Here is a 15,064-nt window from a genome sequence, read left to right as displayed (position 1 = left end):
TGAATTGATATGGATTTAAACCTGAAAAACAAAAGAGCCCTCATCACCGGATCCACTTCCGGTTTGGGCGAAGCGATTGCTCATCTGTTGGCTGCCGAAGGCGCAACGGTTATCATTCACGGCCGGAATAAAAACCGGGCTCAGCGGGTAATGGAAGCCATCAGAGAAAAAGGAGGACGCGCAGCCATGGCGATTGGCGACCTCTCCGCCGACGATGGCGCCGACGCAGTAGCTTCCTCCGCATTGGCCGATGGCCCGGTAGATATCCTCGTCAACAACGCGGGCGCATATCATCATCACAACTGGATGCAGGCCACACCGGCAAAATGGATCGAAACGTATGAATCGAATGTATTGTCTGGTGTTCGGATGATCCAGCGATTGGTTCCTCAGATGCGCGAGCGAAAGTGGGGACGGATCATTACTATCGGTGGCGGCCTCGGCATCCAACCCATTCCACAGCATCCGGACTACAATGCCTCACTGGCGGCGCGGCATAACCTGGCCTTGTCGTTGGCACGGGAACTGAAAGATTCGGGTGTGACATCGAACATCGTGTCGCCGGGGGCTATTCGCGTGGCATCGGTTGAGGAGTACTTATATGCCGTTGCTCCTAAACTGGGATGGAGCAATGATTGGGCAGAAATTGAGAGAAACACCATCCGCGATTTTGTCCCGAATGATGTGGGGCGGCTGGGCAGGCCAGAAGAGATAGCCGGCGCGGTGGCATATCTGGCGAGCCCTTTTGCAGATTATATCAGTGGAACTGCCCTTCGGGTGGATGGTGGCACGGTGCGTTCCCTTTAAACGAAAAACACGGATGCTGGAAGACGGGGAAAACTCCGTCTTCCCATTTTGAATACTCTATCCGGCATCTGGATATTTTTTTGCGCACGAACATCATCAGCTCTGCATTCCTGGCACTACTTCTTGCTGATCTTACAAGCCATGCCACCACCTGCTGCAAGGTTCAACACCAACTCATCCGAAGCTGTGATCCCAAATTGCTTTTTCGTAAGATGATCCGCATCCACCATCACATTCGCCGCATCCGAATAGAGCGTCGCCTCATAACTCCCTGAAGAAAGAAACCTCGCCGAAACCGTTATCGTCCTCGCTTCATGATTCGTAATCCCCCCAACAAACCAATCATTTCCTTTCCTACGCGCCACAACAATATATTCCCCAACCTTAGCATCCAACACTTTCGTCTCATCCCACGTTGTCGGGACTTCCCTTATAAAATCAAAACCCGGCTGTCCCTCATAGGCCGAAGGATAATCACACACCATACCGAGGTAGTTTTCAAATACCACATACAATCCCAACATATGACAGCGTGTTCCCAGCATCATGGGGCGGGTATATTGACGGATGTATTTTCCGGGAGCGGCAGCGCGAAAGCCGCCCATGTGATAATCTGTGCTTCCTGCCAGCATCCGGGTGAAGGGGATCATGATGTCGTGGTCCGGCGGCAGGCCTTCTTCATTCCATTTGTTGGTTTCATAATTCAGGGTTCCCTCGCGGGTGAATTCATTCGGGTACGTTCTGCTCATGCCTGTGGGTTTGTAGGCACCATGAAACTGTACATGCAGATGATGTGCCGCGGCCTTCTGAAGCATTTCCTGTTGCATGTTCACCATCAGTTGGTCGTCGCGATCCATAAAGTCGATCATCATGCCTTCCAATCCCCACTTTTCAAAAATGGCAAAGGCCGAATCCATCTTGGGATAGAGCGCCGCCCAATGCACCCAAACCCGGACACCAACACCTTTCGACTTTGCATAATCGCAGACCTCCTTCATGTCGAGCCCGGGAACAGGCTTGGTCACATCCGAATGCGGCCCCGGCGCGAAGCCGACACCGTCGTCGGTGTACCATTGATGAAGACCATACTCCACCACCGAATGGTATTCCAGGCCGTTGCGTGCACAGAAGTCGATATAGTATTTTTGGGTGATGAAATTGTTGCCGGGGGCATTCAGCGTGTCCGGCACCACATTGCCATTCCACCAGGGGAAAGTTGTCTTCCCGGGTTTTATCCAGCGGGTGTCTTTCAAGGCAAGGGGTTCATTGAGATCGGTGATCAGGTTCGACTCGATGAAGGCTCCAACCCGGTCGCTGACCAGGATCACTCTCCAGGGACTTTTGTGTGGCAACCCAGCCTTTACTTTTATTTCCTGCTGACCGGGCAGGGGAGAAAGAACGGCGCGGATCACACCGTTTTCTTTTATCAGGTAAGCTCCTGCATAATCCACCAGCGCCGCTTCCGTGATGGCCACATAACCAACCCCGGGAAGTTCAAACAGCGTGGGCATATCCATCAATTCATTTTCCTTCAATCCCGACACGGGCTTTGTGGTGTAGAAGTTTTCGTGCGAACTGGTGTAGTTTGGCAACAGCAACGTCCGCGCTATAGGATCACCGTTGAAGCGAAACGTTGTTTTTTCATCGGTGAGCACCAGGGAATCCTGACCTTTCACGGATACGAATTCATAGCGAAGCCCAACGCCGTCGTTAAAAGCCCTGACCACCAGGTTCACTTTGGCGTCTTTCGTTTCCGATTCCAGGGGGATGATCACTTCGCGATAGAGGTCATGCACTTTCCGGGTCTTGCCAACGACCAGCTCATAATCTTCTACACCGTCACGAAATTTTGCAGGGAGTATGGTCACGTTGTTGCCAAACGTCCGCCCATTAAACGAAAGACTTACCGGGCTTTTTTCAATCAACGATTTTCCTTTATAGGTGATGCTGTAAACGAGCTCCTTCCGGATCGACGTGAATTGGAAAACGATCTTGCCATCCGGCGAGGAGAGCGCAATGTTCCGTTGTGCCATCGAGGGCACGACAATGGAAAAGAGCAAGAGGAGTGTTGCGAATCGTCTCATGGCGCAAGATGCTTTAAAAACAGCAAAACACGGATTGAGATTCTTTTCAATAAACTCCTGTTAATTACCCAGTATTAGCTTTCGATCAGGCTACTCTGCTGAAGTTCATATACCAATTCCATTCCCAGGTCTTGCCCTTGTCGGCAGAGAAGGCCTGGCTCCAAACGGGTTTGTCCGGATCGGTCTTGTCCCATTGAAAGGCCACCAGGATGTCCTGCCCGTTGAAGACATCCGTATTGTAAAAATAGCCAATCGAACGATCGAAAGACCCCACAACCGGTTTGTCAAGAACACCCTTGATGGAATCTGCCCAATACAAACTCCACAGTTTTGTTTGAGGATTGAACAACCGGACCGTCATACCTTCAAAAGGCTTTCCATCAAAAGCGGCAACAAAGTCATCGATGTTCCCCAGGCCAAGCAATATTTTATACATCGTTCCCGTGGCCGTGAATTCCTCCCATGCATTGCTGTTGCTTAGCCTGGATTTTAGTTTCCGGTTTTGGATGGTCCATGAGCCTTGCAGAAAGTCGAAGTCATTGGCTGAGGATGAAGGAGCAGGGGAAACGATCAGTTCTCCTGTGGATGTGAAGGAAGGTTGATTCATAGGGTTGTCTTATTTGTCAAATTTAATGAAGCATGGTAATATCAGTACTTTACCGCAAAAAGGAGAACATGCTATGCTATTAGATTAAGTAATAATATTTAATTATCTGATTTTTAATGCTTTATAATCATATGCAAATTCAATGGCCCTGATAGTAAAACTAAAAATAATAGTTTTATAAAACTAATTAAATTAGTTGTCTATCTTTGAACCCTGGGGCCAAAAGTATGACGTCTATAAAGAAAGCTGATATCATGGCGGCCTTGCAAACGGACATTCTTCGTCTGCAAGGGTTCAAACCCGTTAACAGTCTGGCGGTAGACATGGGGCTTGGCCACATCAAAGATGCCTTCCCCAATGCCACATTTCCTTTAGGTGCTGTCCACGAATTTGTATCCACCAAAACAGAAGATGCCGCGGCTACAGGCGGCTTCATGGCGGGCTTGCTGTCCTCGCTCCTGGGAACCAGTGGAGCGGCACTCTGGATCAGTGCTTCGCGAACACTTTTTCCGCCGGCACTAAAAAGCTTTGGCATACACCCCGACCGTTTCATCTTCGTCGATCTCCAAAAAGAAAAGGACGTCATCTGGGCGATGGACGAAGCCTTAAAGTGTGGTGCGTTGGCTGCTGTGGTGGGAGAGATGCAGGAGATCAGTTTCACCGCTTCCCGACGCCTGCAATTGGCCGTCGAACAAAGCCAGGTGACCGGTTTCATCCTGCGCAACCACTATCGTCAGCTCAACACCACGGCATGCGTCTCGCGCTGGAAGATCACCTCGCTGCCCAGCGAACCGGTGGACGACCTGCCGGGCATCGGTTTCCCGACTTGGCGCGTAGAACTGCTGAGGATCCGGAATGGAAGATCCGGTGTGTGGGATATGCAATGGAGAGATGGAAAACTCCTGCCGGTGTACAAGTCACTTTCTCAAGTGCCCGAGCAACAACAGAAAACCGGATGAAATGGCCAGCCGCTTTGTCTCCATCTGGTTCCGTCACCTCACCACGGACTGGTTCGCCATCCGCCAACAAGCCCTTGCGAAACACTCCGGCGAGACAAAACCGTTATTAAAAGACCTTCCCTTCGTCTTGCGGGCACCCTCACATGGCCGGATGGTGATCACCGCCGCCAATGCCTTTGCCGAAAGAAAAGGCATCACTCCCGGCATGGTCCTCGCCGACGCGAGAGCGCTCTTTCCCGACCTGGAAGTGCTGGACGACAAACCTGATCTTTCCGAAAAATTACTCAAGCGCCTCGCGCTGTGGTGCATCCGCTTCACACCCATCGTCGCCGTCGATCCACCCGACGGCCTGCTGCTCGATGTCACGGGTTGCACACACCTTTGGGGCGGCGATGAGCGCTACCTGGAGGAGATCGTCAAAAAATTAAATGCCCGTGGCTACGACGTGCGGGCGGCCATGGCCGATACCCTGGGCGTTGCGTGGGCGATGGCCAGGTTTGGAAACGAACCGCTGGTGGTGGCCCCTGGCCGGCACATCGAAGCCTTGCTTCCCTTGCCACCGGAAGCCCTTCGCCTGGAAGCCGATGCGGCGACGCGCTTGCACAAGCTTGGTCTACACCAGATCCGTCAATTCATCCAGATGCCACGCGCGTCTTTGAGAAGACGCTTTGGCCCGCATTTTATCATGCGACTGGACATGGCCCTGGGCCAGGAAATGGAAGGGATCGAGCCCGTCGAACCCGTTGAACCTTACCAGGAGCGATTGCCTTGTCTCGAACCGATTGTGACGGCAACCGGCATTGAGATCGCGTTGCAGCAATTGCTGGAAACATTGTGTCTCCGCCTGCGACACGAACAAAAGGGACTGCGCTCGGCTGTATTCAAAGGCTATCGCGTCGATGGAAAAATCGAGCGGATCGACATTGGAACAAACCGGCCGTCGCATCACGTCTCCCATCTTTTCAAACTCTTTGAGATCAAGCTGCCCACGATCGAGCCGGCACTGGGCATCGAGCTCTTTGTCCTGGAGGCGCCAAAAGTAGAAGATCATTTCGCACAACAGGAACAGATGTGGGAGGGAACCGGTGGCCTGGACGATGAACGATTATCCGAACTGATCGATCGCCTGGCCGTCAAGGTCGGAGCACAATCCATCCGCCGCTATGTGCCCGACGAACATTACTGGCCGGAGCGTTCATTCAAACCCGCAGCATCACTCCAGGAAAAACTAACGACCAACTGGCGGACCGATAAACTACGTCCCCTGAATCTCTTAGCAACGCCCGAACGCATCGATGTCACGGCACCCATCCCGGACTATCCTCCCATGTTGTTCCGTCACAATGGGAAACTTCACAAGATCGTGAAGGCCGATGGGCCGGAACGCATCGAACAGGAGTGGTGGCTCCAACAAGGACAGCACCGCGACTACTACCGTGTCGAGGATGAAGAGGGCTATCGCTATTGGCTCTTCCGGTTAGGGCATTATCATGAAAAAACCTATCAGTGGTTTATCCACGGATTTTTTGCTTAAGCATCATGGCATACACCGAGCTACAGGTCACAACAAACTTCAGTTTTCTCCGCGGTGCATCACACCCGGAGGAGATGGTGGAGCAAGCATCGGCCTTCGGTCATAGCCGCATCGCCATCACCGACCGGAACACCTTCGCGGGCATTGTCCGCGCCCACGTGGCCGCAAAAAAATTGGGCATGCGCATCATCCCGGCGTGTCGTCTGGACCTCATGGATGGACCCAGTCTCCTGGCGTTTCCCACGGATGTCCAGGCTTATGCACAAATCTCATCGTTGCTCACCGTGGGCAACCTTCGCACGGAAAAGGGCCAATGCCAGTTATATAAAGCCGACGTCTATGATCATGCCAAAGGATCGAAGTTCGTCGTGTTGCCGCCATCCGCATTGAATGAAGTGTATGAATTTGATCCTGCCTTCAAAAAAGCGTTGCGCGAATACCGGGAGGCTTTTGGAGAGCACCTCTACATTGCGGCAGCCCGCACCTATGGTGGCGATGATTCCAAACAATTGCATCGCATCGCCCAACTGGCCACCCAACTGCACATGCCAATGGTGGCGACCAACGACGTGCACTATCACCACCCCAAGCGGCGGGAATTGCAAGACGTGGTCACTTGCGTGCGTGAAAAATGCACCATCCACACCGCCGGCTTTCGCTTGCATCCAAATGCAGAAAGATTTCTGAAGCCCATCGACGAAATGCTCCGGCTGTTCCGTCAATATCCCGACGCCGTCCGCCAAACCCAGGCCATCGCCGAAGCCTGCCAGTTTTCGCTCGACGAATTGAAATACCAATACCCCAAAGAGATCACCACCGACGGCCGCACCCCGCAGGAAGAGCTCGCCTTCCTGACAGAAGCGGGTGCTCACGACCTTTTCGGAGAACACATCCCCGAAAAGATCAAAGCCGCCATTGCTTATGAGCTGTCCTTTATGGAACAGATGAACTATGCCGAGTACTTTCTCACCGTCTACGACATCGTGCGCTATGCGCGGAAGCAGGGAATCCTTTGTCAAGGGAGAGGGTCGGCAGCAAACTCCACCGTGTGCTACTGCCTGGGCATCACGTCGGTGGATCCCTCGAAATTTGATCTGCTGTTTGAACGGTTCATTTCCTCGGCACGCAACGAGCCACCCGATATCGATGTGGACTTCGAACACGAAAGGCGTGAAGAGGTCATGCAGTATATCTTTGGAAAGTACGGCCGCAACCGGGCGGCCATTGTCGCCACCGTTACACAACAACACCACAAAGGTGCCATTCGCGATGTGGGTAAAGCCATGGGATTGTCGGTCGACACCGTCAATCGCCTCTCGGGTTTGATCTGGGATTTTGCCGACGAAGGGTTTGACCGCAATCGCATCGCCAGCCAAGGCCTGAACCCCGACGATCCCACGCTTCAAAAAGTATTGCAGCTCACCGCACAGTTCATGGGCTTTCCCCGTCAACTGGGGCAGCACACCGGTGGCTTTGTCATCACACAAGGCGAACTGTCTCATCTCTGCCCCATCCTGAATGCGCGCATGGAAGACCGCACCTGCATTGAATGGAACAAAGACGACATCGATGCCCTGGGTTTTCTGAAAATAGACGTGCTCGCCCTGGGCATGCTCACCTGCATCCGGAAAGCGTTCGATCTTGTCAAGACCCATTACGGCCGTCAACTCACGCTGGCCAACATCCCGCAAGACGACCCCGCCGTCTACGACATGGTGGGCCATGCCGACACCATTGGCGTGTTCCAGATCGAAAGTCGTGCACAACAATCCATGCTCCCGCGGCTCAAGCCAAAATGTTTCTACGACCTGGTCATCGAAGTAGCCATCGTGCGCCCCGGCCCCATACAGGGCGACATGGTGCATCCCTACCTGCGCCGCCGCAACGGGGAAGAGCCCATCGACTATCCCTCAAAAGAACTGGAAGAAATCTTAGGCCGGACACTAGGCATCCCGTTGTTCCAGGAGCAAGCCATGAAGATCGCCATCGTTGCAGCCGGCTTCACCCCAGCCGAAGCCGACGAGTTGCGCAGGAGCATGGCCACCTTCAAGGCAAAGGGCGTGATTGCGAACTTTGAAAGGAAATTGATCGCCGGCATGACGCACAATGGCTATAGCGAAGAATATGCACGCCGCGTGTTCAAACAACTGGAAGGGTTTGGCAGCTATGGCTTTCCGGAGAGCCACGCGGTTAGCTTCGCCCTGTTGGTCTATGTTTCCTCCTGGCTCAAATGCTATTACCCCGACGTGTTTGCCTGCGCCTTGCTCAACAGCATGCCCATGGGTTTCTATCAGCCCGCGCAGATCATCATCGATGCCCAAAAACACGGTGTGGATGTACGCGCGGTAGACATCAATCATTCTCACTGGGACAATCTCCTGGAAGAAAAATCAGGTAAACACTGCGCCCTGCGCCTCGGCTTTCGCCAGGTGAAAGGCTTGCGCGAGGAAGACATGCAGCTGCTGATCGAAAAACGGAAAACCGGCTACACTTCCATTCACGAACTTCGCGAAACCGGCCTCTCCGAAGCCGCCCTCGAAAAACTAGCCGACGCCGATGCCTTCCGTTCCATCGACCACGACCGTCGGAAGGCACTGTGGGAAGTATCGACAAAGGACCAGCCGATGGCACTTTTCTCCGGCCAGTCTCCCAACGATGTTGCCGAGGAAAAAATAAAACTTCCCACCATGGCCTTGTCGGAACATGTGGTGCATGATTATGCGGCGATGTCGTTGTCGTTAAAGGCACATCCGGTGAGCTTTATCCGTGAGCAACTCGACAAATTTAATGTCCGTCCTGTTTCCTCACTCGAAGCGGCAAAGAATGGAGACCTGGTGAAAGTAGCCGGTCTCATCCTGGTCAGGCAAAGACCTGGAACGGCGAGTGGCATTTGTTTCATCACCATCGAAGACGAGACCGGAACGTCGAACCTCGTGGTCTTTCAAAAGCTGTTTGATCAGTATCGAAAAGAAATTATCCAATCCCGTCTACTCATGGTCGAAGGCCAACTGCAACGGGAAGGGGAGGTGATCCACGTGATCGTGAGGCGTTGCTATAATTTTTCGGGGCTCTTGAAAAGGCTCACCTCATGGAAAGATGAAGACCTGGTGTTGACGCCCATGTCGCGTTCGGATGAGAAGACATCGCCTTTTTTGGTGAAGAAGAAAACGGAGGAGCAGGAAGTGGTGCAGGGGAAGATCTTTCCGGAGGGGAGGAATTTTAGATAAGCCGATGGCGCCAGGAATTTTGATATCCAAGAAGTATAGGGTATGGTCTTTTCAATTAATTTTACTCATCCATGGAACTAAAAATCGTCATAGAACTAGTTTTACTAGTTTTGATTGCCTTAGCTGGTGGTTCTTATTCTATCTTTGTTGCTTATCCATTTCACAAGAAGAGATTGGAGGCAGCCACTGATGATGAGGAAAGGAGATACATTAGGAGCACAATCATTATTCTTGTTGGCAGGACAATAATTCTGATAGTAGCCACTATTATTTTCATGTGGATATTTTTATGGAACTTAAAATCATCATAGGACTAGTTTTGCTTACCGTAGCAGTTGGTTCGCATTTTATCTTCGTTGCTTATCCATTTCATAAGAAAAGATTGGAGGCCGCCTCTGATGAAGAGGAAAGAAGATACATTAGGAGTACAATCAATATCCTTGTTGTCAGGGTAGTAATTATGATAGCAACCACTATTATTTTCATTTTCATGTGGATGTTCATGAAACCAAATCGTTAAGGAACCCGAACGGGCTTTCAAGAGGTTGCAAATGACAAAGGATGGCGTTTCAAAAGGTCAATTCACCAGCAATCATACGCGATGACCTCGGTGGTGACGTCGCTTTTTGCGTCGGTTTGTATGCGCGCCGATATGGGGTAGCCTTCCGGGTTGTATTGGAAAGAGCATGTACGGAGTATGACACGGTCCGATGAAACATAGACGTCTTTGGTACTGTTGTGTTGACTTAGTGTTGGAAGCTGTAACATGGTGATAAAGTTTCCTTCGATCCAATCGAGCAGCACGCCGACCTGGTCGAAATTTGCTTCCACGCGAGGATTCTTTTTGTCGTCAAAGGTCAGGTATTGCCGCGTCAACTTCTCTGGCTGTCCCCTTTGCTTGGTGTATCGTTTGATAACGTTGCCTGCCGCATCGTACTCAAACCGCTCGTATTGACCGATATGGTCGGTGGTAGAATCCAGCCTTCCCTGATCGTCATAATGATAGTAGTACTGCCAATACTGCTCGAAGGATGCATCAGGGCTTTTCCTGGTGAATACGGTGCTCGTTACCGGTTTTCCTGACTGATAAGAGTATTCAACGTAAGCGTTCCCCTGTATCAATTTAACAACACGGTGATCGGCGTCGTATTGAATGGAACAGGTGATGGCCGGCTTATTTCCATTGGAATAACGGATCGTTATCGGCCAATGCTTGTCGTCGCGGTCGAAGGTGATGGACGTTCCGTTGGACGTGCCGCTTTTCAAAACACATGTTTTTAAACTCGGGTTGGAGGGTTGTTGCACTGCGGGATCGTCTTTAGAACAGGTAACAAAAACAATGAACAGCAGACAGGGGAACAGTTTTAGCAACCTTTGAATAGACTTCATCATAACTGGATACAATATCAAACCTTTCTGGCAACGGTTATTTCACGTGGAGAGCTCCAGAGAGAACCGGCAAGATATGAAAATGTGTGGAATGTTGCTTCGGTGTGCTTGACTGCTATTTAGATTTCCGCTTTACAAAATCGCCAAGTCCCTTCCCAGCAATGGCATAAGCGGATTGTATTCTCGTAGTCATCTCGAAATCACCAGGATATTGAATTTTACCGGTGAATTTATAAAACGCGATCCGGGCCACGACTTTGCTTTGATCGGCTGACTCGACGATCCTCAATTCGCCATCGATTTGCCCGGGGTGTGCCAGTACGCCGCCGAACCAGCCGCCTTCGGTGTGTTTTGTTTTCACGATCAGCGTGTAGGCCGCCTGGGGGTCGGGGAGTTCTACTTTGGCGTATTGTTTAAAGTTCTGAATGAACGACGGTTCATAGAGCAGCTTCCGATCTTCAAACCACTCCTGGATAAAGTCGGAACCTCTGCCCGGCTCGCGCTCTTCCCATCGCTTCTTGACTTCCAACAGGAACACCTTTTCCGGTTTGGGATCGGCCATGCCCACCAGCATGCTGTCGTAGCGGAAGATGATGTTGTAGGATTTCTGTCCCTTCAAACTCTCTAAACTGCCATCGAGTAGCTTCACGCTTTGGGCTAGGAGAGACTGGGAGGTGAAGAACAACAGGAGCAAGACATTTCTCATATCGATTGGGGGAACAGGCACGCTCAAAATAGTAAAAACCGCGCGCGTCACAAACCGGCCCGAAACCTGGCGCCACGAGTGAGCCGGTCAAAGCAAGTAAATTATTAGGAATCAGCAGTTTAGATCTTGTCCGAAAAGTATTTAAGATGGCCACCTTCAATCCGTATCATTTGGCCCAAGATGTGTACATTTAACACATTAGAATAACCCAAATAAACACTCCAATATGGTAACCAGACGATCATTTTTGAAAACCACCGCGGTGGCCTCAGCCGGACTATTAGTCGGTCCATCCTTATTTGCAAAATCGAAATCGGATTACATCGGCGTACAACTTTATACCGTTCGCGAGTTGATGGCCAAAGATCCGGTGGCCACCCTGGCGCAGGTAGCAAAGATCGGATTCAATTCGGTGGAAGGCGCCACCTATACCGGCACGCAAACATTCTATGGCATGGCCCCCGCCGCTTTCAAAAAAGTGTTAAGCGACAACGGGCTGGTGATGTTCAGTGGACATTACCTGCTTGGCGAATCGATGCCGGATACAAAAGGCACGATCTCGAACGAATGGCAAAAAGCGGTTGACGACGCCGCGGCCGTGGGCATGAAATATATGGTGTGCGCCTTTCTCTTTGAGCCCGAACGCGGCACCCTCGACCACTACAAACAAACCGCCGACAAACTGAACCAGGCCGGTGAAATCGCAAAGAAAGCCGGGCTTCAACTTTGCTATCACAACCACGCCTTCGAATTCGACGCCCAGGACGGCAAGCTCCCCTACGACGTGTTGTTGACCAACACCGACGCCGCCCTCGTGAAAATGGAATTGGATCTGTACTGGACCTATAAAGCCAAACAAAACCCCATGGCCTTGTTCAGCAAAAACCCAGGCCGCTTCCCGCTCTGGCACGTAAAAGACATGGACAACACACCAAAACAGGATTTCACAGAAGTAGGCAACGGCGTGATCCCCTTCAAAGAAATATTCGCACACGCCAAAGAAGCCGGCCTGAAATATTTCTTCAACGAACAAGACCAAACCCCCGGCGATCCACTGGTAAGCATGCAAAAAAGCTATTCGTACATTAAAAAGAACCTGGTTTAAACGGGTTTATTAGTCCACCTATAAAAAAGCGAGGATGTGTCTCACCCCCGACACGCCTCGCTTTTTCATTGAAGCTGACTCAACCCAATCTATCTGCGTTGCTGCTCTTAACTCTAGCTAGCTACTTACTACTTACTACTAGCTACTGACTACTGGATTACTCATTCCGAACGAAGACTATTCACCGGATTTGCAACTGCCGTCTTTATAGCCTGATAGCTTATGGTCATCAAAGCAATCCCCAGGGCCAAAGTACCTGCTGCAGCAAACACCCACCATTCCACATCAATATGATACGCATATTCCTGCAGCCACCGGTTTGTTGCCCACCAGGCGATCGGAAAGGCAATGCCATTCGCGATCAACACCAACTTCAGAAAATCGCGCGACAGTAGGGAAACAAGCCCCACGACCGTCGCTCCCAAAACTTTTCTGATGCCGATTTCCTTCACGCGCTGTTCCGTGGAGTAGGTGGCGAGTCCGAAAAGCCCGAGGCACGCAATGAAGATGGTGGCCAATGCGGCCCAACCCAGAAGTGTCTGCCGTCGTGCGTCTTCAACATAAAATAACGCCAGCTGATCGTCCAGAAAATGATATTCGAAAGGATCGTCGGCATCGTTGGCCACCATGATGGCCTTGAGTTTGTTGAGGGTGCCGGGTATATCCACGGGTGCTATGCGTACCGAGTAATAATCGATCACATGAATGGGGTTATTGTTGTACGCCAGGATGAGCGGCTGAATTTTATCGCGCAAGGATTGAAAATGAAAATCTTTTACGATGCCGATCACGCGGGGCTTAAACGGAACCTCCAGCGTTTCAAAGTACCCGTCGCGCGACGCCGCCGGGATCTCTACCATTTGCTCCGAAACCCCGGTGATGTTCAACATCCTGGCCGCGGTTTCGTTGATGATGATACTGGACGAATCATAGGCTTCGCGGAAGTTTCTTCCCTGGAGCAAGGTCACCTCGAATGTTTGCATGAACTCCTTGTCGGCACCGAACAGGTAGGATGTGCCCGGCGCGTCGGTGCTCCCTTCCACGCTCACCTTGACCGTGCGGAGTGTCTTCCATTCACCCGGCACACGCGAGGTCACCGACACGCTTTTCACGGAGGCGATCTTGCTCATTTGATCTTTTATCGTTTCGAAGTTCGACCGCGCCTTTCTTGTATTCACATCGATGACCACCATGAGGTCTTTATTGAAACCCAGGTCGGTATGGTTGAGGTAACGCACCTGCAACAGCAACACCAGGGTGCCAATGATCATCACAATAGAGATCGTGAACTGAAAAATGACCAACCCCGTCCTCACCGACAGGTCGCCGGTGGTTTGAAGTTTCAATCCCTTCAACAGCGACACGGGTTTCAAACGGGAAAGCAATAAAGCCGAATAGCTGCCCGACAAAAATCCGATGACAACGATCGCCGTCATCGCATAGATCCAGAAATGATAGTCCACGGAGAAAAGCGAAAGCTCCTTGTTCGCAAAATGATTAAAAGGCGGAAGCACCAACTTCACAACACCGATGGCTAAAATAAAGGCAATCCCCGTCGTTAGCCACGACTCAAACAGGAACTGTCCGATCAGATTGCTGCGCATGGCGCCGATGGCCTTGCGGACACCGATCTCTTTTACGCGGCCCGATGCTCGCGCGGTGGTGAGGTTCGTATAATTGATCGCGGCGATCAGAAGGACAAACAAGGCCGTGAATGAAAATATCGTGACATAGAGCGGGTTCCCTTGGGGGATACCTTCCACGTTGGTGTTTCGGGCGCCGTCGAATATGCCGGCCGATTTCAGGTGCAGTTCTTTCAGGGGTTGAAGACTATAGGAAAGTTTTGTCCCTTCATCAGGCTTGAAGTTGGTGAGCACGAGCCGGGTCATTTTTTTTGATACGGAATCGGGTCTCGAATCCGGTCTCAGCAAAGCGTAAACCGAAAAACTGTTCGATGCCCAATCGCTGGCCATGGTTTCTTTAAAATAATCCGCGGCATAATAACTCGACTCAGACATCACACAATTAAAGTTGAAGCTGGAATTGCGGGGATGGTTCTTTAAGATGCCGGTGATCTTTAGCGGGAAAGGGAGGTGACTGAATTGCAGGTTCTTACCCATCACGTCCGTCCGGTTAAAAATGCGCAGGGCCAGGTCTTCGTCGATGATGATGGAGGCGGGCTCTTTTAAAGCGGTACGCCGATCGCCTTCCACCAGGGGGAAGTCAAATATTTCCAGGAAATGATCGTCGGCGATCGTCACCGTTTCCTGGAAGGGGACAGGATTCTCCGGATCCACCAGGTTAGCTCTTCCAGTCCGCATGATGCGCGTGATGTTTTCAACTTCGGGTATGGAATGCTTTGATTCTTCGGCAAGCTTATAGCCCGCTGCCGCGATGGTGGTCGCCTCGCCACGCACATTCTTATGTTCTATCACACGATAGATCCGTTCGGCGTTGACATGTTGTTGATCGAACGTGAGTTCGTCGAAAACATAAAGCCCAATCAACAAAAAGCACACGATGCCAAACGTGAGGCCCACGATATTGAGGCCGCTGTGGAGCTTACTCCTCAGGAGATTCCTCCAACCGGTTTTGAAATAGCTGTTGATCATATGGGAACGCTTTAAAGTGTTATACTTCGCTTTT

10 protein-coding genes and 2 pseudogenes are annotated in these 15,064 nt (G+C 51.3%); 6 read left to right on the top strand and 6 right to left on the bottom strand.

Going from position 1 to position 15,064, the window contains the following annotated elements; all coding sequences use genetic code 11:
- Positions 1-9 precede the first annotated feature (9 nt).
- Positions 10-807: an SDR family NAD(P)-dependent oxidoreductase gene (locus BUB30_RS02260; RefSeq protein WP_073130666.1), complete on the top strand. Its 798-nt coding sequence runs from the start codon at positions 10-12 to the stop codon at positions 805-807.
- Between the two features lie 116 nt (positions 808-923).
- Here the strand turns inward: BUB30_RS02260 and BUB30_RS02255 are convergent, their stop codons facing one another.
- Both BUB30_RS02255 and BUB30_RS02250 read right to left on the bottom strand, forming a co-directional pair.
- Positions 924-2,891, bottom strand: a complete 1,968-nt coding sequence (locus BUB30_RS02255; RefSeq protein WP_073130663.1) for a glycoside hydrolase family 97 protein — start codon at positions 2,889-2,891, stop codon at positions 924-926.
- 85 nt (positions 2,892-2,976) lie between these two features.
- Positions 2,977-3,498 carry a hypothetical protein gene (locus tag BUB30_RS02250; RefSeq protein ID WP_178376996.1) on the bottom strand — a complete coding sequence of 174 codons (522 nt, stop codon included), beginning with the start codon at positions 3,496-3,498 and terminating at the stop codon, positions 2,977-2,979.
- A gap of 227 nt (positions 3,499-3,725) precedes the next feature.
- On the opposite strand from BUB30_RS02250, the gene BUB30_RS02245 reads away from it, so the two are divergent.
- The 4 genes from BUB30_RS02245 (at position 3,726) to BUB30_RS02230 (ending at position 9,529) form a co-directional block, all read left to right on the top strand.
- A complete protein-coding gene (locus BUB30_RS02245) occupies positions 3,726-4,457 on the top strand; it encodes an ImuA family protein (protein WP_073130660.1) in 732 nt (243 codons plus the stop codon).
- A 1-nt stretch (position 4,458) separates the two neighbouring features.
- Entirely contained in the window at positions 4,459-5,991 is a 1,533-nt protein-coding gene (locus tag BUB30_RS02240; protein ID WP_073130657.1) for a Y-family DNA polymerase, read from the top strand.
- 5 nt (positions 5,992-5,996) lie between these two features.
- Entirely contained in the window at positions 5,997-9,218 is a 3,222-nt protein-coding gene (locus tag BUB30_RS02235; RefSeq protein ID WP_073130654.1) for an error-prone DNA polymerase, read from the top strand.
- A 71-nt stretch (positions 9,219-9,289) separates the two neighbouring features.
- Positions 9,290-9,529 carry a hypothetical protein gene (locus BUB30_RS02230; RefSeq protein WP_073130652.1) on the top strand — a complete coding sequence of 80 codons (240 nt, stop codon included), beginning with the start codon at positions 9,290-9,292 and terminating at the stop codon, positions 9,527-9,529.
- Between the two features lie 271 nt (positions 9,530-9,800).
- On the opposite strand, the gene BUB30_RS02220 is transcribed toward BUB30_RS02230, so the two are convergent.
- Together BUB30_RS02220 and BUB30_RS02215 are read right to left on the bottom strand one after the other, a co-directional pair.
- Positions 9,801-10,484, bottom strand: a complete 684-nt coding sequence (locus tag BUB30_RS02220; protein ID WP_178376995.1) for an RHS repeat domain-containing protein — start codon at positions 10,482-10,484, stop codon at positions 9,801-9,803.
- Between the two features lie 238 nt (positions 10,485-10,722).
- Entirely contained in the window at positions 10,723-11,313 is a 591-nt protein-coding gene (locus BUB30_RS02215; protein WP_073130645.1) for a hypothetical protein, read from the bottom strand.
- A 226-nt stretch (positions 11,314-11,539) separates the two neighbouring features.
- Between BUB30_RS02215 and BUB30_RS02210 the strand changes: the two genes are divergently transcribed.
- A complete protein-coding gene (locus BUB30_RS02210) occupies positions 11,540-12,418 on the top strand; it encodes a TIM barrel protein (RefSeq protein WP_073130643.1) in 879 nt (292 codons plus the stop codon).
- 161 nt (positions 12,419-12,579) lie between these two features.
- On the opposite strand, the pseudogene BUB30_RS35910 reads toward BUB30_RS02210, so the two are convergent.
- Together BUB30_RS35910 and BUB30_RS35905 are read right to left on the bottom strand one after the other, a co-directional pair.
- A pseudogene (locus BUB30_RS35910) lies at positions 12,580-14,121 on the bottom strand (FtsX-like permease family protein); the annotation flags it as partial.
- A gap of 189 nt (positions 14,122-14,310) precedes the next feature.
- Positions 14,311-15,030 (bottom strand): annotated as a pseudogene (locus tag BUB30_RS35905) (ABC transporter permease); the annotation flags it as partial.
- Between the last annotated feature and the right edge of the window lie 34 nt (positions 15,031-15,064).

It is taken from the genome of Chryseolinea serpens (genome assembly GCF_900129725.1).
In the GTDB taxonomy this organism is placed as follows: Bacteria; Bacteroidota; Bacteroidia; order Cytophagales; family Cyclobacteriaceae; genus Chryseolinea; species Chryseolinea serpens.
This window is presented reverse-complemented; position numbering and strand designations above follow the sequence as displayed.